General features: G+C 60.6%; 22 protein-coding genes, 1 tRNA gene and 2 pseudogenes. 14 read left to right on the top strand and 11 right to left on the bottom strand.

The window, feature by feature from the left end:
• Position 1: 1 nt before the first annotated feature.
• Positions 2-691 (bottom strand): GntR family transcriptional regulator, encoded by a 690-nt coding sequence (locus M1D43_RS25335; protein ID WP_010967029.1) that lies wholly within the window; start codon positions 689-691, stop codon positions 2-4.
• A gap of 210 nt (positions 692-901) precedes the next feature.
• On the opposite strand from M1D43_RS25335, the gene M1D43_RS25330 reads away from it, so the two are divergent.
• From M1D43_RS25330 to M1D43_RS25315, 4 genes are all read left to right on the top strand, one after another.
• Positions 902-1,837 (top strand): SMP-30/gluconolactonase/LRE family protein, encoded by a 936-nt coding sequence (locus tag M1D43_RS25330; RefSeq protein WP_088195915.1) that lies wholly within the window; start codon positions 902-904, stop codon positions 1,835-1,837.
• Positions 1,837-2,622 carry an SDR family NAD(P)-dependent oxidoreductase gene (locus M1D43_RS25325; RefSeq protein WP_010967027.1) on the top strand — a complete coding sequence of 262 codons (786 nt, stop codon included), beginning with the start codon at positions 1,837-1,839 and terminating at the stop codon, positions 2,620-2,622. The genes M1D43_RS25330 and M1D43_RS25325 overlap by 1 nt, the downstream gene beginning before the upstream one ends.
• A gap of 14 nt (positions 2,623-2,636) precedes the next feature.
• A complete protein-coding gene (locus M1D43_RS25320) occupies positions 2,637-3,833 on the top strand; it encodes an AGE family epimerase/isomerase (protein ID WP_127668069.1) in 1,197 nt (398 codons plus the stop codon).
• A gap of 63 nt (positions 3,834-3,896) precedes the next feature.
• Complete coding sequence (locus M1D43_RS25315; RefSeq protein ID WP_015445390.1) at positions 3,897-5,144, top strand: enolase C-terminal domain-like protein; 1,248 nt, start codon at positions 3,897-3,899, stop codon at positions 5,142-5,144.
• Positions 5,145-5,509: 365 nt separating this feature from the next.
• On the opposite strand, the pseudogene M1D43_RS25310 reads toward M1D43_RS25315, so the two are convergent.
• Both M1D43_RS25310 and M1D43_RS25305 read right to left on the bottom strand, forming a co-directional pair.
• Positions 5,510-6,205: pseudogene (locus tag M1D43_RS25310) on the bottom strand (aldehyde dehydrogenase family protein); the annotation flags it as partial.
• Positions 6,196-6,474, bottom strand: a pseudogene (locus M1D43_RS25305) (GntR family transcriptional regulator); the annotation flags it as partial. The pseudogenes M1D43_RS25310 and M1D43_RS25305, both read right to left, overlap by 10 nt.
• A gap of 251 nt (positions 6,475-6,725) precedes the next feature.
• Here M1D43_RS25305 and M1D43_RS25300 point away from each other — a divergent pair.
• Both M1D43_RS25300 and M1D43_RS25295 read left to right on the top strand, forming a co-directional pair.
• Positions 6,726-7,475 (top strand): carbonic anhydrase, encoded by a 750-nt coding sequence (locus M1D43_RS25300; RefSeq protein WP_010967021.1) that lies wholly within the window; start codon positions 6,726-6,728, stop codon positions 7,473-7,475.
• A 160-nt stretch (positions 7,476-7,635) separates the two neighbouring features.
• Complete coding sequence (locus tag M1D43_RS25295; RefSeq protein ID WP_003525378.1) at positions 7,636-7,902, top strand: DUF2277 domain-containing protein; 267 nt, start codon at positions 7,636-7,638, stop codon at positions 7,900-7,902.
• Positions 7,903-7,930: 28 nt separating this feature from the next.
• On the opposite strand, the gene M1D43_RS25290 is transcribed toward M1D43_RS25295, so the two are convergent.
• Positions 7,931-8,920, bottom strand: coding sequence for a zinc-dependent alcohol dehydrogenase family protein (locus M1D43_RS25290; RefSeq protein WP_017277088.1), 990 nt, complete (start codon positions 8,918-8,920; stop codon positions 7,931-7,933).
• Positions 8,921-9,021: 101 nt separating this feature from the next.
• Between M1D43_RS25290 and M1D43_RS25285 the strand changes: the two genes are divergently transcribed.
• Entirely contained in the window at positions 9,022-9,921 is a 900-nt protein-coding gene (locus tag M1D43_RS25285; RefSeq protein ID WP_027989007.1) for a LysR family transcriptional regulator, read from the top strand.
• Between the two features lie 352 nt (positions 9,922-10,273).
• Here M1D43_RS25285 and abc-f read toward each other — a convergent pair whose 3' ends face one another.
• Positions 10,274-11,896: a ribosomal protection-like ABC-F family protein gene (abc-f, locus tag M1D43_RS25280; RefSeq protein WP_017277086.1), complete on the bottom strand. Its 1,623-nt coding sequence runs from the start codon at positions 11,894-11,896 to the stop codon at positions 10,274-10,276.
• Positions 11,897-12,217: 321 nt separating this feature from the next.
• Here abc-f and M1D43_RS25275 point away from each other — a divergent pair, with 321 nt between their 5' ends.
• From M1D43_RS25275 to M1D43_RS25255, 5 genes are all read left to right on the top strand, one after another.
• Positions 12,218-13,873 carry a M10 family metallopeptidase gene (locus M1D43_RS25275; RefSeq protein ID WP_017277085.1) on the top strand — a complete coding sequence of 552 codons (1,656 nt, stop codon included), beginning with the start codon at positions 12,218-12,220 and terminating at the stop codon, positions 13,871-13,873.
• A gap of 16 nt (positions 13,874-13,889) precedes the next feature.
• Positions 13,890-14,117, top strand: coding sequence for a hypothetical protein (locus tag M1D43_RS25270; protein ID WP_010967015.1), 228 nt, complete (start codon positions 13,890-13,892; stop codon positions 14,115-14,117).
• Between the two features lie 294 nt (positions 14,118-14,411).
• Positions 14,412-15,461: a selenide, water dikinase SelD gene (gene selD, locus M1D43_RS25265; protein ID WP_017277083.1), complete on the top strand. Its 1,050-nt coding sequence runs from the start codon at positions 14,412-14,414 to the stop codon at positions 15,459-15,461.
• A 63-nt stretch (positions 15,462-15,524) separates the two neighbouring features.
• Positions 15,525-15,902 carry a hypothetical protein gene (locus M1D43_RS25260; RefSeq protein ID WP_017277082.1) on the top strand — a complete coding sequence of 126 codons (378 nt, stop codon included), beginning with the start codon at positions 15,525-15,527 and terminating at the stop codon, positions 15,900-15,902.
• 105 nt (positions 15,903-16,007) lie between these two features.
• On the top strand, positions 16,008-17,075 hold the full coding sequence (locus M1D43_RS25255; protein ID WP_017277081.1) for a transglutaminase-like domain-containing protein: 1,068 nt from the start codon (positions 16,008-16,010) through the stop codon (positions 17,073-17,075).
• Between the two features lie 41 nt (positions 17,076-17,116).
• Here M1D43_RS25255 and M1D43_RS25250 read toward each other — a convergent pair whose 3' ends face one another.
• From M1D43_RS25250 to M1D43_RS25240, 3 genes are all read right to left on the bottom strand, one after another.
• Positions 17,117-17,500: a hypothetical protein gene (locus tag M1D43_RS25250; RefSeq protein ID WP_017277080.1), complete on the bottom strand. Its 384-nt coding sequence runs from the start codon at positions 17,498-17,500 to the stop codon at positions 17,117-17,119.
• 14 nt (positions 17,501-17,514) lie between these two features.
• A tRNA-Sec gene (locus M1D43_RS25245) sits at positions 17,515-17,609 on the bottom strand.
• Between the two features lie 235 nt (positions 17,610-17,844).
• Positions 17,845-18,030, bottom strand: coding sequence for a hypothetical protein (locus M1D43_RS25240; RefSeq protein ID WP_015242712.1), 186 nt, complete (start codon positions 18,028-18,030; stop codon positions 17,845-17,847).
• Between the two features lie 441 nt (positions 18,031-18,471).
• On the opposite strand from M1D43_RS25240, the gene M1D43_RS25235 reads away from it, so the two are divergent.
• Positions 18,472-18,948, top strand: coding sequence for a response regulator (locus M1D43_RS25235; protein ID WP_017277079.1), 477 nt, complete (start codon positions 18,472-18,474; stop codon positions 18,946-18,948).
• On the opposite strand, the gene M1D43_RS25230 is transcribed toward M1D43_RS25235, so the two are convergent.
• The gene (locus M1D43_RS25230) at positions 18,932-19,144 is read right to left on the bottom strand and encodes a hypothetical protein (RefSeq protein WP_017277078.1); all 213 of its coding nucleotides are present in this window, start codon (positions 19,142-19,144) and stop codon (positions 18,932-18,934) included. The two genes, M1D43_RS25235 and M1D43_RS25230, sit on opposite strands and share 17 nt — an antisense overlap.
• A gap of 579 nt (positions 19,145-19,723) precedes the next feature.
• Here M1D43_RS25230 and M1D43_RS25225 point away from each other — a divergent pair.
• Positions 19,724-20,011, top strand: a complete 288-nt coding sequence (locus M1D43_RS25225; RefSeq protein WP_014528154.1) for a hypothetical protein — start codon at positions 19,724-19,726, stop codon at positions 20,009-20,011.
• Positions 20,012-20,206: 195 nt separating this feature from the next.
• On the opposite strand, the gene M1D43_RS25220 is transcribed toward M1D43_RS25225, so the two are convergent.
• Both M1D43_RS25220 and M1D43_RS25215 read right to left on the bottom strand, forming a co-directional pair.
• A complete protein-coding gene (locus tag M1D43_RS25220; protein WP_014528153.1) occupies positions 20,207-20,497 on the bottom strand; it encodes a hypothetical protein in 291 nt (96 codons plus the stop codon).
• Positions 20,494-20,739, bottom strand: a complete 246-nt coding sequence (locus M1D43_RS25215) for a hypothetical protein (protein ID WP_015242716.1) — start codon at positions 20,737-20,739, stop codon at positions 20,494-20,496. The genes M1D43_RS25220 and M1D43_RS25215 overlap by 4 nt, the downstream gene beginning before the upstream one ends.
• Positions 20,740-20,975 lie beyond the last annotated feature (236 nt).

Below are 20,975 nucleotides of genomic sequence, written 5' to 3'. Positions count from 1 at the left end.
CCTAACGGGCATCGCCTGCGGCATCCAACGCGAAATAGGACGAAAACCGCTGCGAAAGCTCGCCCAGATCGACCACCGCGCGCCGCAGATGCAGCCGCATGATCTCCTGGGCCTTGGTTGCGTCTCCTTCGCCCACCGCCTTGAGAACGCGCCGGTGGTCCTCGACCAGTTGGTCGAGTTGCCCCGCCTGTATCGACAGACGGCGGACCCGGTCCATATGCTTCTTGGCATCCGAGATGAAGGCCCAGACTCCGTCGCGGCCCGCGAGGCTGCAGTAAAGCGCGTGCATGCGTTCGTCGCACTCGAAGAACAGGTCGGGGTTGTCCTCGAGGATGGCGAGCTCCTGCTCCTCAATGGCCTGCCGGATGCCGAGTAGGACGCGGCGGTTCGATTGCTGCGCCGCTTCGGCAACGATCGCCAGCTCCAGCTGTTCGCGAACAAATTGGGCGGTCCTGACCGCGTCCATGCGGATCGGCGCCACCACGACGCCTGCCCGTGACCGGAGATCGACAAGTCCTTCTGCACTCAGCCGCGACAGGGCCTCGCGCACGGGCGTACGACTGACCCCGAGGAGGCCGGCCAGCGCATGCTCGCCGATCGGCTCGTTCGGCTTCAGTTCGAGTCCGATGATCTTGCGCGAAAGCGTGCGGTAGCAATGCTCCGCGGCCGAGATTTTTATGTCACGCGTCATAAATTGAGAGTCCTATGTATTTTTGCATGCAATCTGTCATCGCGGGCAGAATACGCTGACGGGGTTCCGTTTGCTACTCGCCATTGATGCTCACTTGACGCTTTCCGGAATCTTGCATACAAGAATGCAAACGGGATCTGGGAGGACACCGATGGCCGATCGCAAGCGGCGACGTCCCGCGACGTTGCATAACGGATTCATGACGCGGCCATGAGTGCCACGGTTTCCCTGCTCCTCGATGCGAAGGACATCGTCGGCGAGAGCATCCTTTGGTCCGGTGACGAGAAGGCGCTTTACTGGGTCGATATCGTCGGCAAACGCATCCATCGGCTCGAACCGGAAAACGGCCGTCATGACACGTGGCCGACGCCGGACTTCGTGACGTCGATCGGCATGCGGAAGGATGGCGGGTTCATCGTCGGCCTCAGCCGCAACGTCTGCCTGTGGACGCCCGACGGACCTTTCGAGGAGTTTGCCATGCCGGAGCCGGATCTGCCGGAAAATCGCCTCAACGAGGGTCGCGTCGCACCGGACGGTTCCTTCTGGGTCGCGACGATGCAGAGCAATCTTGACGCAGGCGGCTCACCGAAGGACATGGACCGGCAATCGGGCGCGGTCTACCGCATCGATCCAACCGGTCACGTGTCGCAGCTCACGCCTAACGAATATGGCATCACCAACACCATGGGCTGGACGCGGGACAACCGCTTCTTCTTCGCCGACACGCTCGCGAACGAAATCTACATGTTCGATTGCGATCTTGCCGCCCGGAGGATCGACAACCGGCGCACCATCGTGGCCGGCTTCGCACGCGGCCTGCCAGACGGCTCCTGCCTCGATGCGGACGACCGGCTTTGGAACTGCCGGGTAGCGGGAGGTGCAGCCGTCGCGGGATTCGACGGAGCCGGCCGTCTCATGCACCTGATCGAGCTGCCGGCAAGCTGGCCGACGAGCTGCACATTTGGCGGTCCGGTCCTTTCCACCCTCTACGTGACCTCGGCGCGTTTCACCATGACGGGCGATCATCTCGATATGCATCCGCTGGAGGGCGGGCTCTTCGCGGTCGAGGGCGTGGGGCACGGCGTCGAAGAGCCGAAATTCGGGCAGGCGCCCGACAAGTTCCCTTCTGTTTCGGAGATAGCGTGATGAGCGATTTCAACGGCAAGAGCATCGTCGTCACCGGCGGCAGCCTCGGAATGGGTCTCGCCTGTGCCCATCGCTTTGCTGCGGGTGGCGGCAAGGTGACGATCGTGGCGAACGACAAGGCTTCGGTCGATGAAGCCGTGACGTCGATCGGGGACAATGCCGCCGGGTTCGTCGGCGACGTCCGCTCCAAGGCCGACATGAATGCGGCGGTTCAGGCCGCGGTATCGCGCCATGGGGGCGTCGATATTCTGGCCTGCTGCGCCGGCATCCAGCGCTACGGCACCGTCGTCGACACAGCGGATGAGGTCTGGGACGACGTTCTCGACATCAATCTGAAGGGCATCTTCCTCGCCTCCAAGTTCGCCATTCCCGAAATGCGCAAGCGCGGCGGCGGCGCGATCGTCGCCATCTCTTCCGTGCAAGCCTATGCTTCGCAGACGGGCGTCGCCGCCTATACGGCGAGCAAGGGCGCGATCAATGCACTCGTGCGTGCCATGGCCCTGGATCACGCCGGAGACAATATCACCGTCAATGCCGTCTGCCCCGCCTCCATCGATACCCCGATGCTGCGCTGGGCCGCCGATCTGTGGAAAGGCGAAGGCACCGTCGAGGCGACCCTCGAAACCTGGGGCAAAGGACATCCGCTGGGCCGTGTCGGCAAGCCTTCCGAAGTCGCCGAACTTGTCGCCTTCCTTGCCAGCGAGAAGGCCCGCTTCATCACGGGCGCCGATATCAAGATCGACGGCGGCGTTCTTTCCAAGCTCGGCATCGTCATTCCAGATTGACCGGAAGGCCCGTCATGAAACCGATTCCCGATTTCCGCTCGAAAGACTTCCTGCTCGCCCACATGCGCGAGATCATGGATTTCTACCATCCGATCTGCCTCAACGAGGAAGACGGAGGCTACTACAACGAATACCGCGACGACGGCTTCATCACCGACCGGAAGACCCAGCATCTCGTCTCCACCACGCGCTTCATCTTCAACTATGCGACCGCCGCGGTGCTGTTCGAGCGTCCGGACTTCGCGGAAGCGGCCGCCCATGGTGTAAGATACCTCGATGAGGTTCATCGCGATCCGGAGCACGGCGGCTATTACTGGCTGATGCGCGGCCGCGATGCGGTGGATGCGACGAAGCATTGCTACGGCCACGCATTCGTGCTGCTCGCCTATGCAACGGCCATGAAGGCCGGAATTCCCGGTACGGGCGCCCGGGTTTCGCAGACCTGGGATCTTCTCGAAAACCGTTTCTGGGAGCCGGACCGCGAACTCTACAAGGACGAAGTCAGCCGCGACTGGGGGGCGACTTCGCCCTACCGGGGGCAGAACGCCAACATGCACATGACCGAGGCGATGTTGGCGGCCTATGAAGCGACCGGCGAGATCCGTTACCTGGACCGCGCCGAAACGCTCGCCCGGCGCATCTGCGTCGAGCTTGCCGCCAACACTCAGGACGTGGTCTGGGAGCATTACCGTCAGGACTGGTCGGTCGACTGGGACTACAACAAGGACGATCCGAAGCACCTCTTCCGGCCCTACGGCTACCAGCCGGGCCACATGACGGAATGGACCAAGCTGCTCTTGATCCTCGAGCGCTATCGTCCGCAGGACTGGATCCTGCCGAAAGCCCTCCTTCTCTACGAGACGGCACTCGCTAAAAGCGCCGATCTCGAATTCGGCGGCATGCATTACAGCTACGGCCCCGACGGCAAGCTCTACGACCTCGACAAATATCATTGGGTCCATTGCGAAACGATTGCGGCCGCGGCCGCGCTTGCCGGGCGCACCGGCCGCGAGCGCTACTGGCAGGACTACGACAGGCTCTGGCGCTACAGCTGGCGGCACTTGATCGATCACGAATATGGCTGCTGGTTCCGCATTCTCTCGCCCGACGGTGTGAAGCAGAGCGACATCAAGAGCCCTTCAGGCAAGACCGACTACCATCCATTCGGTGCCTGCTACGAAATCCTGCGCGTGCTGGGGGAGGCGCAATAGCAGGGGGACCGTTTCTGCCCGCGCCCCAGCCTTCGCACCAGACAGCCTGCATTGGAGCCTCCCATGAAGCGACCCAGGATCACCGATATTCGCGCGACCACCGTCACCGTTCCGCTGGAGGCGCCGCTGCGTCATTCCAACGGCGCACATTGGGGGCGGTTCGTGCGTACCATCGTCGAGGTGGAAACCGATGTGGGCATCGTCGGCCTCGGCGAAATGGGCGGAGGCGGAGAGAGCGCCGAGGCTGCGTTCCGGGCTTTGAAACCATACCTCCTCGGCCATGATACCTTCGAGCTGGAAAATCTCCGCTTCATGATCTGCAACCCGACCGCCAGCCTCTATAACAACCGCACCCAGATGCATGCCGCCATCGAGTTCGCCTGTCTGGACATCATGGGCAAATTTCTCGGCGTGCCTGTCTGCGATCTCCTCGGCGGCAAGATGCGCGATGCGGTGCCTTTTGCCAGCTACATGTTTTTCCGCCTTCCCAACAAGGACACGGGCGAGGGCGAGACGCGCACGGCCGATCAGCTCATCGAGCAGACGCTAGCTCTGAAAAAGAAGTGCGGATTCACCTCGCACAAGCTGAAGAGCGGCGTTTTCCCGCCGGATTACGAGCTGGAGGTCTTTCGCGCATGGGCGAAGGCCCTCGGCCCCGACAGCGTCCGCTACGACCCGAACGCGGCGTTCAGCGTCGAGGAGGCGATCCGCTTCGCCAAGGGCATCGAGGATCTCAACAACGATTATTACGAGGACCCCACCTGGGGGTTGAACGGCATGCGGCGGGTGCGCGAGAACACGACCATGCCGCTCGCCACCAATACCGTCGTGGTGAATTTCGAGCAGCTCGCCACCAATATCCTCAATCCCGCCGTGGACGTGATCCTGCTCGACACCACCTTCTGGGGCGGCATCCGCCCCTGCGTGAAGGCGGCGGGCGTCTGCGAGACCTTCCAACTCGGCATTGCGGTACATTCGTCGGGCGAACTCGGCATCCAGCTCGCCACCATGCTTCACCTCGGCGCGGTTCTCCCTAACCTCGTCTTCCACGCGGATGCGCATTATCACCAGCTCACGGACGATATCATCGTTGGCGGCCCGATGCGCTACGAGAACGGCACTATCAAGGTGCCGACGGCGCCGGGTCTCGGGGTGGAGCTCGATCGCGACAAGCTCGGGCAGTACGCCGACCTCCATAAGACGCTCGGCGGCTATCCCTACGACCGGGATCCCTCCCGCCCCGGCTGGTTTTCCGTCGTCCCGAACACCCGATGGGCAGACCCGAAAAACGATCGCGTCGTCGGCTACTGAGGCGGCAGCCTCCCGGACGCAAGGCAGCTTCGATCTTTCTTAGATTGAACGATCCCGGTGACTGGCTTTGAGGATCCTTCATCGTCAGCAGGAAACTTGGCCGCCATGGCTGGGATTGGCGCCATGACGAAGGCTCTTCCCCAACCAATCGCTATAGGTGTTGATTTGTGCTCCGCTTCTCGAAGGGGTCACGGCGCAGGCGAAAAGAGCAAGGATACACCCACTTGGGTGAACGGTTCGCGCTAAGATCCTGAAGGCTTCATCCCGCTTTGTGACCGGGCTGGCCATGGCTTGTAGCCGATCTTCTCGCCGCCGGTCTTCACCTCCGGGTTGACGTCTAGCCCGCCTTTGCAGGTGCGCCCCGCTCAAATCTCGAGGCAGAGATATTTGATTTCCACATAGTCATCCAGGCCGCATTTGAAGCCCTCGCGGCCCTGTCCGGATTGCTTGATTGCGCCGAAGGGCCACTTCAGTGGATCAGTCCGGTATTGATTCCAACCATGCCGTACTCCAGGGCTTCGGGCACGCGGAAGATCTTACTGACGTCTTTGGAGTAGAAGTAGGACGCAAGACCGAACTCGGTATTGTTGGCCATTTCGAAAACCGCTTCTTCCGTGCTGAACTTGAAAAGCGACGCGACAGGCCCGAAGTTTCCTCGCGCGACCTTCATCTCCATCGTCCCCCCATCAGGACGGTCGGTTCGAAAAACAGGCCGCACTCCCGCCCCTTGGCCACGGCATCGCTGATATGTTCTTGGACCCTGGCGAGAGCCTTTGCGAAATCAACGGTCCGGTGTCGGCACCGGGCTCGAACCCGTTGCCGACCTTCATCTTCCGGACCTTGGCGGCGAGCCTCTCGGCAAAGTCGTCATAGAAGCCGACCTGCACGAAGAGCCGATTGGCGCAGACACAGGTCCGGCCATTGTTCTGGTACTTGGCGGATCACGGCCCTTCTACCGCAGCATCGAGATCGGCGTCGTCGAAGACGATGAACGGCTCATTGCGTCCAAGTTCCAGATCCAGCGTCATCATGTGGCCGGCGCACGGCGGAGCCGTGAAGCGTAACATTCGCGGATCCCTTTGAAAGACGCTTCCAGAGCCTCGACGATGGCCGGACGTGCCGCTCCGCGCACAGTCGCGCGGCCCCCCACTGCAACTCGGATCTGATCGATCTGCTTCGCCTCGTTCAGATCCAACCGCGAAACGATCGGCCCCTTCGGCAAGTTCGCAACCAAACTTTCGGATTCGAGATGTCGCAGCACTTCAGGGACCATCGTACGGCCGACAGCGAGCTGAACGCACAGATCGCGCTCGACCAGACGCTCGCCGGGTGGTGCAGCCCGTTGTCTCCGCGGAGCGCGTCGTCAGCAGCTTGCGTCCTTCGCAAGATGACCAATCTTAGAAACCCTTCAGGCAGCAATGCCGTTTCCCGAAAACGCCGTGATGCGTAGCCTTCGAAGAACAAGGTCATTTTACGCATCGCTTTCCAAAATGTCGTCACCCTGACAGTTGTTGGACAGCTAATGGGGCACATCCAGTTCCTGCGAGTGCATCTGCTCGTGATCATTCGAAAGGTTTATGAATGGAGAGGCGTGATTTCCTCAGGGGCTTGGCCTTGCTTGCCGCCTGCCCGCTCTGCGTCAAAACGGCCTACGCCGCAGAGGGGGTGCACTGGCGCTATGAGGGCGAAGAGGGCCCTGAGCATTGGGGCTCTTTAGCCAAGGAGAACAGTGCCTGTTCGGCCGGCTCGCAGCAATCGCCGATTGACATCCGCGGCGCGGTCAAGGCCGATATTCCGGAGCTCACGGCGGACTGGAAGAGTGGCGGCACGATTCTCAACAATGGCCATACGATCCAGGTGAACGCTGCAGGCGGTACGCTCCGGCGCGGCGACAAATCCTATGACCTGGTGCAATATCACTTCCATTCGCCGAGCGAGCATTTTGTCGACGGCAAGAGCTTCCCGATGGAAGCGCATTTCGTCCACAAGAATGCCGAGACCGGCACGCTCGGCGTGCTGGGCGTCTTCCTTGTTCCCGGTGCGGCCAACTCGACCTTCGCAAGCCTGGCAGAGAAGTTCCCGCGGAACCCCGGCGAAGAATCGCCGCTCATCACCATTGACCCGAAAGGCCTCCTGCCATCCTCGCTTAGCTATTGGACGTATGAGGGATCACTGACCACTCCTCCGTGCAGTGAGATCGTCGACTGGATGGTGGCGATGGAAGCGGTCGAGGTGGACCCGGGCGACATCAAGAAATTCACCGCACTGTATTCGATGAACGCACGACCCGCGCTTGCCGGCAATCGCCGCTACGTTCTAAGCTCCAGTTGATCAACGGTCACGGGCAAGCATGTACTTGCTGTCGTAGGTCGGGTCCGGGCGCGGCTTATCGCCATGGCCGGCCTGACCGGTTGCAAATTGCGGTCACGCGACTACCTTCAACTGGGCAGCCTCCCTTGGTGACAGGGAGAGAGATGACCGGGAGCAAATCATGTGCCGAAACATAAAACCCCTGTTCAATTTCGACCCGCCGGCGACGGACGAGGAAGTCCGTGACGCGGCGCTGCAGTTCGTGCGCAAGCTGAGCGGAACGACCAAACCGTCGAAGCGCAATGAGGCTGCGTTCGAGCGCGCGGTCGATTCGATCGCGGCATGCGCCCGCGAACTTCTGGACGCGCTGGAGACTTCGCAGCCTCCACGCAATCGTGAGGAAGTAGCGGCAAGAGCGCGCGAAAGATCGGCGATGCGGTTCGCTTGAGTCTTTGACTGACCGCTCGCATTGCCCGTCAAACCGTCACGACGATCTTGCCGAACTGTTCGTTCGACTCCAGAAAACGGTGCGCCTCGACGATCTGGTCGAATGGGAACGCCCTGGCGATGATCGGCCTCAGGGCGCCCGATACCAGACCATCCAAAATGAATGCCTTGGCGCGCTCCAGGCGCCCCGGATCGGCGAGCAGTTCATGGACTAGGTAGCCACGCAGCGTCAGTGACTTGCTCAGCACGGCAAACAGCGGGAACGGAGTCTTCTCCGGGCTCAGACCGCCATACTCGACAAGTATGCCGCCCGATGCCATCGCGGCCGCCAACGGCTCGAAGATTGGGCCGCCTACGGGATCGAACACGACGCGAATTCCGTGCTGTCCGGAAACTCGCTTCAGCTGCGCTTCCAGATCCTCCTCCATGGAGGCGATGACATGGGCCGCGCCGGCCTCCAGCAGGCCTTGCCGCTTCGCGGAGGTCCGGGTGACGGCTACCGGTATGGCGCCGACCATGTTGGCGATCTGAATTGCGGCAAGCCCGACACTGCTCGATGCCGCGGTGATGGCGACGAAATCCCCCCTGCGAAGCCCCCCGATATCGACCAGGCCGCCATAGGCGGTCAGATACTGCATCCACACAGCGGCCGCCTCTTCAAAGCTCAGCGACGGCGGATGCCTGACGAGGAGCGCGGCAGGAAATATCGCAAGTTCCCCATAGGCGGGCCACCGGATCATCGATTTCGGTGGCAAAACGCTGACCGGATCGCCAGGAATAAACCCTTGAACGCCCGGTCCGACCCTTTCCACAAAACCTGCTGCCTCAAGGCCGAGGCCGGAAGGAAAGGTTGCCGTCTCGATATAGGCACCCGAGCGGAGCAAAGCCTCGGCCCGGTTGAGGCCCAGCGCCTTGACGCGAATGCGGACCTCATGGGGCCCGGGCTCCGGCACATGCACATCTTCGATTCGAAGCACCTCCGGACCACCCAACTCGTGAAAGCGAACGACGCGCGCCATGGCAAGACTCCAAAACAAATGTGTTGAATGATCTATGACAGCAGTGATTCAGCCGATAAATGGCGAGAAAGACAGCACAGTCGAAACGGGGAGTTTTTAATATGGATCGCCTGACCAGCATGGCTGTATTCGTCAAAGCGGTCGATCTCGGCTCGTTCGCCGCCGCAGCGGAAGCCCTTGGACTGTCCGGGCCGATGGTCGGCAAGCATGTTCGGTCCCTGGAGGATCGGCTTGGGGTGCAGCTTATCAACCGCACCACGCGGCGACAGAGCCTGACGGAGTTCGGTTATGTCTATTACGAACGCTGCCGGGTAGTGCTCGCGGAAGCGCAAGCAGCGGATGCGCTTGCGTCCGATCAGCTTTCCGAACCGCGCGGCAAACTGCGTGTGACTATGCCGGTCCATTTCGGCCGGCACTGCGTCACTCCTGTGTTGCTGGAACTCGCCCGAAAATACCCAGCGCTGGAACTTGACCTCTCGTTCAACGACCGCATCATCGACCTTGCCGAAGACGGCTTTGATCTCTCTATCCGCACGGGCGTGTTGGAGGACAGGGCCGGATTGATTGCCCGTCGTGTCGCACGCCAGCCGATGATCGTGTGCGCCTCACCCTCCTATCTGGAATCACATGGCTGCCCCGAGGCCCCCGAGGATCTGGCCCAGCACTCGGCAGTCGTCTATCGCCGGTCCGGCCCCGTCTCGCCCTGGCTTTTCCCAAGGCCGGGACAATCGTCATCGGAGGTGACACCGCTCCACCGGTTCCGCCTCGACGACCTAGATGCGATCGCTGACGCCGCCGCACGAGGGCTGGGACTTGCATGGCTTCCCTACTGGCTGGTGCGGGGGCGGATCGAGGCGGGCACGCTCGTCCGGCTTCTGCCGGAGCAGCCTCCATTTCTTTATGATTGCCATGCAGTGTGGCTGCAGACGCCGCATCTGCCGCTCAAAGTTCGCGTTGCCGTCGATGCCTTGGCGGCGCAATTGCCGAGCTTCATGACCTGAAATGGGAGTTGCTCGCCACGCCTCGTTGCGGAAGGACGATCAGGCAGGAACTGGTGGGAGAGTGCGTTTAAACTCCCCGAAATCCGCCGCTCTTTAGAGCGCGCGGGTGGCAGTCTCACGCCGACTTAAGCTGGTGCCGGAATGCTGCTATCTCAATCCGTTGGAAGGACTTGCCGTTCAAGGCGATCCGCATCCACGATATATTTCTCTGCGTGCGGGACGGGCCGCCGCATACCGATCGATTGATCCGCATCGATGTCGAGTGAGTGGTCTCGCGCGAAGGCGCCCCGCCTTCGCACGGCGCAATACCGCCAAGCGTCAACGGGGGCGCATGCCGTGGAGGCGCAGCCCGTCACCCACGCAGGCCCGGCGCCTCTTGCCCGGTGCGCTCCACATATTCGCTGTAACCACCGCCATATTGATTGATCCCGTCAGGCGTAAGCTCCAAAACGCGATTGGAAAGTGCCGACAGGAAACGGCGATCGTGCGAAACGAACAGCATCGTGCCCTGATAGGCCGAGAGCGCCTTGATCAGCATTTCCTTCGTATCGAGGTCGAGATGGTTGGTCGGCTCATCGAGGACGAGGAAGTTCGGCGGGTCGAACAGCATTGCGGCCATCACCAGCCGCGCCTTCTCACCGCCGGAGAGCACCCGGCATCGCTTCTCGACGTCATCGCCGGAAAAGCCGAAACAGCCAGCCAGCGCTCTAAGCGGCGCCTGTCCGGCCTTGGGAAAGCGTTCCTCCAGCCATTGCAGAATGGTGCTCTCGCCGTCGAGCAGATCCATGGAATGCTGGGCGAAATAGCCGAGCTTGACGCTGGCGCCGAGTGACACGCTGCCCTTGTCCGGGTTGGTGGTGCCGGTGACCAGCTTGAGCAATGTCGATTTACCCGCGCCGTTGATGCCCATGATGCACCAGCGTTCGCGCCGGCGCACCATGAAATCGAGGCCGTCATAGATCGTCCGGCTGCCATAGGTCTTGTGGACGCTCTTGAGGTTGACGACGTCTTCGCCGGAGCGCGGAGCCGGCAAGAACTCGAAGGCGACGGTCTGGCGACGACGCGGCGGCTCGACGCGGTCAATCTTTTCAAGCTTCTTCACCCGGCTCTGAACCTGCGAGGCGTGAGAGGCACGGGCCTTGAAACGTTCAATGAACTTGATCTCCTTGGCGAGCATCGCCTGCTGGCGCTCGAACTGGGCTTGCTGTTGTCTCGCGTTCAGCGCACGCTGCTCATCATAGAAGCCATAATCGCCGGAATAGGTCGTCAGCGCGCCGCCGTCGATCTCGATGATCTTGGTGACGATCCGGTTCATGAACTCGCGGTCGTGCGACGTCATCAGCAGAGCGCCGTCATAGCCTTTCAGGAAGTTCTCCAGCCAAATCAGGCTTTCGAGATCGAGATGGTTGCTCGGTTCGTCGAGCAGCATGACGTCCGGGCGCATCAGAAGGATGCGGGCGAGCGCCACGCGCATCTTCCAGCCGCCCGACAGCTTGGCGACGTCGCCGTCCATCATCTCCTGGCTGAAGCTTAGGCCGGCGAGCACCTCGCGGGCACGTCCCTCGAGCGCATAGCCATCGAGCTCTTCGTATCGCGCCTGCACCTCGCCGTAGCGCTCGACGATCGCATCCATTTCATCCATGCGATCCGGATCCGACATGGCCGTTTCGAGCTCACGCAGCTCCGCAGCCACGGCGCTGACCGGGCCTGCCCCTTCCATCACCTCGGCGACGGCCGACCGACCGGCCATCTCGCCGACATCCTGATCGAAATAGCCGATCGTCATGCCCTTCTCGACCGCGACCTGCCCCTCGTCGGGCAGTTCCTGACCGGTGATCATCCGGAAGAGGGTCGTCTTTCCCGCTCCGTTCGGACCAACGAGCCCGATCTTTTCGCCGCGGTTCAACGCTGCAGAGGCTTCGATGTAGAGTATGCGGTGACTGTTGGACTTGCTGATATTTTCGATACGGATCATGCGGAAGACGGCCTATCTGGTTGCGGGTACCCCTATGCCACGGGTTGGCGTAGCTGTCACGCCAACCGGACGCATCTTCTTCTCGGCGAGGCTGTGTCCTCCTAACTAGCCGACGCATGGTACACACCCGCTCAATACGACTCCCTCACCTCGTTGGCGTGAGCAACCTACAGGTCTAGGCCACCTGGTCTGACCCACCAGACCGTCAGGCCGAATTAAGGTGTTAACCGAGACGAGCTATAAGCGCACCTGCGGCTCAGACCTCGCCGCATCGAACGCGGTGTACTGACCTGACTTCAACCTGGATGGCCTGGGAAAAAGATGCCTGCAGCAACCACTTATGCGACGACTGGTAACGCCTATATCGACGGTCTCCTTGGCGACTGGAAATGGGGGATCAAGGACTTCACGTTCAGTTTCCCAACCAGCGCTTCATTCTACGGCGCCGGTTATGGCAATGGCGAGCCGCTCAAGGGCTTTGCGGCCTTGAGCGCCGCACAGCAGGCTGCCACGCGAGCGGCACTTGATCAGTTTTCCTCCGTCGCCAACGTGACATTCACCGAGATCACGGAGAGTGCGACCAAGCACGCCGATCTTCGCCTCGCCTCGTCCGACGCTCCGAGCACCGCGTGGGCCTATTTCCCTTCGACCGCGGCAGAAGGCGGCGACGCGTGGTTCAACAAATCATCTGGCCACTACAGCAGACCGGTGAAGGGAAACTACGCATATGTGACATTCCTTCACGAGACCGGCCACGCGCTTGGGCTGGAACACGCCCATGAGGGCAACGTCATGCCGGTGAGCCGCGACTCTATGGAATACACGGTCATGAGTTACCGCTCCTATGTCGGTGCCTCGACGACGACGGGCTATACCAACGAGACCTGGGGATACGCACAATCGCTGATGATGTACGATATCGCTGCCTTGCAGCATATGTACGGCGCGGATTTTACCACCCACAGCGGAAATACGACATATCGCTGGAGCCCGACGTCAGGGGAGATGTTCGTCAATGGTATGGGTCAGGGTGCTCCTGGCGGCAACAAGATCCTGCTTACGGTATGGGACGGCGGCGGAACGGACACCTACGATTTCTCCAACTATACGACTGCACTGAAGGTCGATCTCCGCCCGGGCGAATGGACGACCACCTCGGCCGCGCAATTGGCGAAGCTGCACTACGACGGTTCGAAGGTGGCGATCGGCAATATTGCCAACGCGCTACAGTATCAGGGCGACACGCGCTCCCTCATCGAGAACGCGAAGGGTGGCGCAGGCAACGACGCGATCACCGGCAATGCTGCTGCAAATGCTCTTTGGGGTAACGGCGGCAACGACAGGCTGATCGGCGGCGACGGGAACGACAATCTTGCCGGCGGTGCGGGCGCCGACCGGCTCGACGGCGGCAATGGCACCGATCTGGCGAATTACTCCAATGCCACCGCCGGCATGGTTGCGGATCTTTACTCGCCCGGTTCCAACACGGGGGAAGCGGCTGGCGATACATATGTATCGATCGAGCGGCTCTATGGTTCAGCCTTCAACGACACCCTGCGCGGAGACAATCGCGCAAACCTCCTGAACGGCCTAGCAGGTAACGACATGCTGAATGGGCGTGACGGCAACGACACCCTGATCGGCGGTAACGGCGCCGATAGGCTGATTGGCGGCGGCGGCGCGGACACTTTTGTCTTTCAGACGACGGCGCAATCGGCGCCGGCTTTCAGGGACGTGATCGACGATTTCGCGTCCGGCGTTGATCGGATGGATTTGCGTTCAATCGACGCCAGCAGCAAGGCCATCGGAGACCAGGCGTTTCTATTTATCGGCAGCAGTGCGTTCCACGGCAAAGCAGGTGAACTTAACTTCAGGAGTGGGATAGTTTCCGGTGACGTCAATGGCGACGGCCTTGCAGATTTCCAAATCAAGGTGATGAATCTGTCGGCTCTTTCCGGAAGCGATTTCCTGCTTTGAAGGGGTTGGAAAAGCCATGAGCGAATGGATCGATTTTGAGCGCTGGCCAGATTGCAAGCGCATGGAGCGGCCCGGGATCGTCTTCGAGGTCACCAACGGAGATCAGACGCTGCTCACTGGTTGCGTCGTGCCCCTGCCGTTGCCATCTGATTGGGTAGCTCATCCTCTGCGCTTTCGCGCCGTGCCGCAGCCTCGGCCTCGGCACTCTTCGCCGTTACCGAAGCCGGCAGGTCCGCAGCAGTAAACACAACACCGACCAGGCTACCGCTCGGCGTGCTCGATCAGGCGCATCATCGATGCCTCACCCCTTGCGGAGTCGAAGCACCATGGACGTACTGCGCCACAGCTATTAGGCTCGTCGGATCAAACGCGGAAATGATGGTTACCGCTGGCGGCCTACTTGTCCCTCGCGCTATCCTCAGCATCCGCAAGATAACGTCGACCGCGATCCCAGGGCTGATTGCGGCGGCCGTGTTACTCGCGTCGATCAGGCGAGTGAACAAGTCGCGGCTAGCTTAGCCACGCTGCTGGAGGATTGATGAACACCCTTGCTCCCCGTCTCACGGACCTCGCTCACGGTGGCGGTTGCGGCTGCAAACTCGCGCCCTCCGTTCTACAGCAGCTTCTTGCCAATCAACCGGCTGCCCAGCCTTTTGCCCAGCTCCTGGTCGGCAACGACATGGCCGATGACGCCGCCGTATGGCAGGTAGACGACAACACCTGCGTTATTGCCACCACCGATTTCTTCATGCCGATCGTCGACGACCCGCGAGACTTCGGGCGGATCGCCGCGACCAATGCCATTTCCGATGTTTACGCCATGGGCGGAAAGCCGATCCTGGCATTGGCTATTGTCGGAATGCCGATCAACAAGCTAGATTCGACAACGATCGCGAAGATCCTCGAGGGTGGCGCTTCGATCTGCGCCGAGGCGGGCATTCCCGTCGCCGGCGGCCATTCCATCGATTCCGTCGAGCCGATTTACGGCCTTGCCGTCATCGGCCTCTGTCATCCGAGCGAGGTTCGCCGCAATGGCGGCGTAAAAGCCGGAGACGCGCTCATCCTGACCAAGGGGATTGGCGTAGGCATCTATTCGGCAGCCCTCAAGAAGAACGCTCTGCCGCCCGGCTGTTATGAGGAAATGATCGGCTCGACGACGCTGCTCAACCGCATCGGCGCGGACCTGGCAGCCGATCCCGATGTCCATGCGCTGACCGATGTCACGGGTTTCGGAGTCCTTGGACACGGACTTGAGATGGCCCGTGCGTCTCAGCTTTCCCTCACCCTGAGGCTTTCCGCGATTCCCTTCTTGTCCCAAGCTTACATGCTTGCCGAACAGGGCTTCATCACCGGTGCCTCGGGGCGCAACTGGGCAAGCTACGGCGCCGACGTTGTGCTTCCCGACGACCTCCCGGACTGGCAGCGACTGCTGCTTGCCGACCCGCAGACCTCGGGCGGTCTGCTGGTCGCATGTGCGCCGGAAAAGGCTGGCGCATTGGTTGAAAAGATCCGCCTCGCGGGTTACCCGCTTGCGGGCATTGTCGGAACCGCAGCAGCAGGCGCGGCTCAGATCAAGGTGATTTCCTGATATCGACTGCTCGGGGAACAAGCGTTCCCGAACATTGTTGGTGGCGATGAAAAGGAGATCGCCATGAGCAACCTCGCCCCCACCCGGCCTTCCGCATGTGTTCTGGCCGCTTTCTGCCTTCTGATCGCCCTGGCTCCGAACCCAGCATCGGCACAAAACACGAATGAGAGAGCAGATTGTGCCGCGGCTGCCGGCAAGGCGGAGCCGGCGACGCCCCCCGACCGCGCCAGCGCTGACGGCACCGCGCCGGGCAACAGCGGATCGACCGGCTGGACCGGAGGAACTGGTGGCGCGCATATCGGCACCAATCCCCAAGGGGCGACTGCGGGCTCGACAACCTGGCAGCCGCCGACGGCGCGCGGCATCGATCTCGCCACCGCACCCGAAATCCCGGCACCCGAAACCGCGGCACCGGGAACCCAGATACCGACCGACTGCTGAAGATACCGCCGCGAGAATCGTCAATTCTGTTTCCAAGCGTCGAGCATGGTAGTAATTTTGTCAGAGCGCGCGTTTTCACGTCGCGATCAGACGGGAGCTGAGGTCATGCTGAACCGCCGCCGATTTCTGACGAATGCTGCGACAGCCGCTGCCGCAACGCTCTGGGTTTCAAAAGGCGGCATGCAAGCCCGTGCCGAGGAGGCCGGAAACGGATCCCCCTGGCGTCGTTTCGAGATTATCACCAAAGTCGACCTTCAGCCGGCTGAAGGCCCGGCGCAACTCTGGCTGCCGGTCGTCCGGTCTGCCGGTGACTATCAGAAAGCGGACGCTCCGCTCTGGGTGTCGAACAGCACCGACATCCGTATGGAGAAAGACCCCTCCTCCGGCGCCGACATTCTGCGCGTCATGTGGGAAGACGAGCCACGGCGCGTCATCGAGGTTACTCAACACGTGGCCACGCGCGATCGCCGCGTGACAAGCAAGATCGCCGCAACGGAGGCGGAACTGCAGCATGAGTTGCGCGGCACTCCCAGCATGGCCGTGGACGGCATCGTCAAGACAACCGCCATGCGCATTGTCGAAGGCCGGGATCGAGCCGAAGATCGCGCTCGGGCGATTTACGATTGGGTGATCGACAATACGTTCCGCGATGCGAACATCGACGGCTGCGGCGTCGGCAACGCTAGGGACATGCTGGAAACGGGCTATTTCGGCGGCAAGTGCGCAGACATATCAAGCTTGTTCGTGTCGCTCGCCCGCGCCGCCGGCCTGCCCGCCCGCGACGTCTTCGGCATCCGAGTGGCCGATTCCGCCGATTTCAAGAGCCTCGGCCGTTCCGGCGACATCACCAAAGCGCAGCACTGTCGCGCCGAAGTCTATCTCGACGCTCATGGCTGGGTTCCGGTCGATCCGGCTGATGTCCGCAAGGTCGTGCTCGAAGAAAATCTGCCGCTCGATAATCCCGCCGTCCGCGCTTTCCGCGAAAAAGCTTACGGCAACTGGGAAATGAACTGGGTGGGGTACAACACGGCGCGGGATCTCGTTCTGCCCGGAGGAGAGCTGCGACAGGGGTTCCTGATGTATCCTGCCGCCGTTACCTCGCGCGGCGAGCTGGACTGCCTCAATCCGCAGACTTTCGCCTATTCGATCACCTCCAGGGAAATAACAGCCTGAGGGCCAGGCGACGTCCGGAAAGGAAGCCGCAGGAAGATCGATCAATGCGGCTTGATCTCCTCGATCGTTAGCCGCAATCCATCGGCGTTGAACAAATCCCCCTCCCTGATCAGGGAACGATCCTCGTTGAGTTTGAAAACCAGCGACGTGAGCCTCGACTTCGCCTCCCGGTCCTCCACTAGGCCTTCGCGGCCAGCCCGGTAGAACACGGCGCCCGACCAGTCGACGCCGGCGCCGCGGAAAAGCTGCACCATGTCCGGCCAGCGCAATTCGTCCCCGACGACGTGAAGATAGGCTGAGCGCAGCAGATCGACACTGGTGTCGCCGATCCGGAGCAGCACGAACAGCATGGTGAACGAGCCGACGTCCCTGTAGGTCGAGACCAACCAGTCGTCAAAATCGGTCCCATGCGTTTCGGCGGTCACGAACGGTCTCCTGATGGCGGAAGAGAATGGGAGTCGAACCCACCCAAGACAGCCTCGCTGCCCCACCGGATTTGAAGTCCGGACATGCCACCGGGCATGATTCTCTTCCAGGCGTTGAATTTGTTGCCATTTCACCGGAGAGAGTCTTGCAAACGCGATCGATTGCTACCGCTTTGCTACCTTTGCCATCACTCCTGTCCACTACAGCACGACCGACCTCGTCGTCAATCTGCGCTACGGCATCGGCCTGCACCCCGGGGCATCACATGCGAGTACCCCCCTACACCAGCGCAAAGATGTGGTGCGCAGTTCCAGCGCTGACAGGCACGTACAGCAGCGGCATCCTATTTATGCGACAACCACCTTCTGCCGAGGTATTCCAGCGCCTTCAGGCGCGCGGGATCGGTTTCGCGGATCACACCAACCAGCTTCCGCCGCTGCGCCATCATTTTCTTTGGAGTGTCTGATCCCGTTTTCTCGTCGGATGAGGCACTTTGCTCAGGCAACGCGTAGTCGTCTCTGTCTTGCATCGATCAATTCCTAATCCGCTGCAGGTAGTGGAGCCTCAGAGCTGCGGAGAAGGGGCATTCTTCACAGCTCTGAGGTCATCACTCACCCAAGCGGCTGGGTCGCCGCTCGAAAGTGACAACTCCATTCTTGTCTGAAAGGTTTCGCTCGGCGTGCCTAAGACCTTTGTCATTGATGAGCCGGGCTAGGGTCCGGCCAGTACATGTACCGCGTGTATAATCATGCAATTGCACGCTTCAGTCTAGACCGTTTTGAAGGTCTGACAGGGGACAAGACTTGCAGACTTAAAGCTCAAGCCGTGGCTCATAGCCGAGCTTCACCAGCTCGGATACCGAGATATGCCGCAGAAGAGATGCTGCGCATACCGGGGATTGCGGCACAGCTATCGGAAGATTGCAAAAGAGCCTCGTTCGGAGCAAACATCATCGTGCGAGGAGGCGGACATGAAACCGGCGACAATATTGCTTGCCGAAGATGAAGCGCTGCTCCTTTTGGATTACGAGGCTGCCCTCGCCGACGCGGGGTTCGTCGTCGTGGCGGTAGCCAGAGGCGGGAAGGCGATAGAGGTTTTGAGGTCCGCGGACTCCGAAGTAGCAGGAATGGTAACCGATATTCGGTTTTACGAACTTCCAAACGGTTGGAGCGTCGCACGTGTTGCCCGTGAGATTTATCCAGGTATTCCGGTCGTCTACGGCACCGGGCATGGCGCTCTCGAGTGGCCCTCAAGGGGTGTCGCGAACAGCATCTTGCTCGAAAAGCCCTTCGCTCTCGCACAACTGGTGACGGCCGTATCCCAGCTTCTAAACGAACCCGTGCTCCTCAGTGTGGCGCCTGATCCGAAACCCAGAACTAGCACAGATTATTCCCAGTCAGTTCTGGCGCAAATGGACAATTCCTGGCTCCCTAGGCCGCCGCTTTAAGCATTTCGCGCAAGCTGTCGTTGTTCCTGACGCCCCTTTGATAAAGCTCTATTAGCCTAGCTGCCAGAACAGCCGCCTCAGGGCAGTCATAGGTCATTCTTCTGGCTTTGATCTCCTCGTCGAACAGGCTCTGCAACGATTTGATATCGCTCGGAGTGAGAATCCTAGGATCGATTGCATGAAACTGAGAGGTCATTAGCCGAGCTCCTCTCTGGGGGCGCAATGGCGGAAACTCCGCGGGGCGCCCGGGTAAATCCGGCAGTGCAACGAGCATTGTATACCGAAGAATGGCGATTGCGAGACGCAAAATTAACGGCACGGATGAACATAAGCAGATGATCCGATCAACATCTCGTGGGTTGTTGGCTTCATGGCCAAAACACTTCAAAGAAAGCCATCCTCACAGCCGTCTGATTCCATGCCGCGCGTGTCGATCCCTGTCTTGCGACGCTCGTCGTTAATCTGTCCTAAGGGATGGTGGCGAAAGCGCAGGGGTGCCCTTGAGGCGGATAGGCGCCGTATTCGTGGAGCCAGTGCTCGTCGCAGAAGTCGAGTTCGGGCTTGGACCGATGGCGGGAAATTGCGGCATGCGTCGTTTAGGGGGCAAGTCGCGACAGGATTGCCGCACTGTTTTCGAGATGGGCTAGATCTTGTGACAACCTAGAGGGCGTTGCCAACCGTAAGCCGAAGGCGCAAGGTCCAACCTTCAGTAGAAATGTCACGGGCGCTGCTGCTTAAGGGTTAAGAGCCTTGGCCCCCATTGAAGGAGCATGCAATGTCCTCCAACGTATCCATCATTTCACCTTCGAATATGGAATTCATCAGGTCAGTTTTGGGCGAGGCCGGCTACAACGCCAAACTTCTCGTTGACGATCCTCGATCTTTTGAAACGGCCGAATTGCTCGTAACTAAGTTGTTCCTGGCGGGCGAAGACTCCCGACCGGGCTTGGCAGCGAAGCTAGAGTGTCAGTTGGGCAAGGCTGGCAGGTACAGACGGCCTCCCGGATCGTCGCTGGCGCGGTATGCAATCCAAGGTCTTCCAAGCGAGCTACAATTTTCATAAGCTCGACGACGCCCGGAACGATCGTAGCGCGCTTTGTAGGTATTCTCGACGTCGTCTATTGCCGTTGCAGAACAGCCCAAGAATGCGCAATTCGCGGTTTCCAATTCACGAAACGTTCCGCGCTTTATCGTGTCGTTTTGGGGGACCGATTGGAAACCACATTCCGCTCCACCATTAGCAGAACCGCCGCACCGCTCATTCCTTCCCATCCAACACAATCTTCAACGTTCTGATGATATCGGCCGCGTCCAGCAGGACGTCTCTGGTCTCCGCGGCAGATAGGTCACGGGCGCGTGCCGAGGCCAACTGGAGATCAATCACAACGTCTCGGGCGCGGTGGCTGGCAGCGATGCCAGTCTGCCTGCGCATATCACGGATCGTGTCAACCGAACGATCCAGCAGCCGGCTGATCTCATACGGCGTAAGTCTTTCGACCTCGTTCGCGGCTCTGATCAGTTCGGCAATGAATGCGGTCGTGAGGCTCATGGTCTTCTGACGCCGGCCCCATGCGGAGCGTTTCGAGCGGCTGTTTTCTCCGCCATCTTCGCTCGGAATTTCTCTCCCAAGCGGCATACAGCATCCACCCCGAGGTTCATTGCTCGGTCCAAGTCCTCCCGATACCAGAATTTGCGCCTGGCGCTTTCCAATGCGCGTGGCTCCGGATAGGTGGTTCCTACGCGCTTGGGGAAGTCCTCGACGTGCTTTTCGCTGACGTAGCCCGCCGCCATTTCTGCCGTCATCCGCGGCGGCCAATTACCTGGCGGTACAAGGGCTGCGCGACGCTTTCTATTCGAGATAGCCATCAAGGCACCGGATACTTCGATCGATGGGCGCTAAAGTTGCGCATTGCATAAGCCCCGCCTTCGTTGGATTTGATCTAAGCGGCCGTCGCGGTCCACGTGCGAGCTCGCCTTGATGAACTTTTGCGCTTCCAATTTCTTCTGGCAGGGACGAAACCTCGCAC

It is taken from the genome of Ensifer sp. R1-3 (genome assembly GCF_056739175.1).
This window is presented reverse-complemented; position numbering and strand designations above follow the sequence as displayed.

Bases quoted from the DNA above. Each gene is read 5' to 3' on its own strand.
- M1D43_RS25335 (WP_010967029.1), bottom strand. From the start codon at position 691: ATGACGCGTGACATAAAAATCTCGGCCGCGGAGCATTGCTACCGCACG.
- M1D43_RS25330 (WP_088195915.1), top strand. From the start codon at position 902: ATGAGTGCCACGGTTTCCCTGCTCCTCGATGCGAAGGACATCGTCGGC.
- M1D43_RS25325 (WP_010967027.1), top strand. From the start codon at position 1,837: ATGAGCGATTTCAACGGCAAGAGCATCGTCGTCACCGGCGGCAGCCTC.
- M1D43_RS25320 (WP_127668069.1), top strand. From the start codon at position 2,637: ATGAAACCGATTCCCGATTTCCGCTCGAAAGACTTCCTGCTCGCCCAC.
- M1D43_RS25315 (WP_015445390.1), top strand. From the start codon at position 3,897: ATGAAGCGACCCAGGATCACCGATATTCGCGCGACCACCGTCACCGTT.
- M1D43_RS25300 (WP_010967021.1), top strand. From the start codon at position 6,726: ATGGAGAGGCGTGATTTCCTCAGGGGCTTGGCCTTGCTTGCCGCCTGC.
- M1D43_RS25295 (WP_003525378.1), top strand. From the start codon at position 7,636: ATGTGCCGAAACATAAAACCCCTGTTCAATTTCGACCCGCCGGCGACG.
- M1D43_RS25290 (WP_017277088.1), bottom strand. From the start codon at position 8,920: ATGGCGCGCGTCGTTCGCTTTCACGAGTTGGGTGGTCCGGAGGTGCTT.
- M1D43_RS25285 (WP_027989007.1), top strand. From the start codon at position 9,022: ATGGATCGCCTGACCAGCATGGCTGTATTCGTCAAAGCGGTCGATCTC.
- abc-f (WP_017277086.1), bottom strand. From the start codon at position 11,896: ATGATCCGTATCGAAAATATCAGCAAGTCCAACAGTCACCGCATACTC.
- M1D43_RS25275 (WP_017277085.1), top strand. From the start codon at position 12,218: ATGCCTGCAGCAACCACTTATGCGACGACTGGTAACGCCTATATCGAC.
- M1D43_RS25270 (WP_010967015.1), top strand. From the start codon at position 13,890: ATGAGCGAATGGATCGATTTTGAGCGCTGGCCAGATTGCAAGCGCATG.
- selD (WP_017277083.1), top strand. From the start codon at position 14,412: ATGAACACCCTTGCTCCCCGTCTCACGGACCTCGCTCACGGTGGCGGT.
- M1D43_RS25260 (WP_017277082.1), top strand. From the start codon at position 15,525: ATGAGCAACCTCGCCCCCACCCGGCCTTCCGCATGTGTTCTGGCCGCT.
- M1D43_RS25255 (WP_017277081.1), top strand. From the start codon at position 16,008: ATGCTGAACCGCCGCCGATTTCTGACGAATGCTGCGACAGCCGCTGCC.
- M1D43_RS25240 (WP_015242712.1), bottom strand. From the start codon at position 18,030: ATGCAAGACAGAGACGACTACGCGTTGCCTGAGCAAAGTGCCTCATCC.
- M1D43_RS25235 (WP_017277079.1), top strand. From the start codon at position 18,472: ATGAAACCGGCGACAATATTGCTTGCCGAAGATGAAGCGCTGCTCCTT.
- M1D43_RS25230 (WP_017277078.1), bottom strand. From the start codon at position 19,144: ATGACCTCTCAGTTTCATGCAATCGATCCTAGGATTCTCACTCCGAGC.
- M1D43_RS25225 (WP_014528154.1), top strand. From the start codon at position 19,724: ATGTCCTCCAACGTATCCATCATTTCACCTTCGAATATGGAATTCATC.
- M1D43_RS25220 (WP_014528153.1), bottom strand. From the start codon at position 20,497: ATGAGCCTCACGACCGCATTCATTGCCGAACTGATCAGAGCCGCGAAC.
- M1D43_RS25215 (WP_015242716.1), bottom strand. From the start codon at position 20,739: ATGGCGGCGGGCTACGTCAGCGAAAAGCACGTCGAGGACTTCCCCAAG.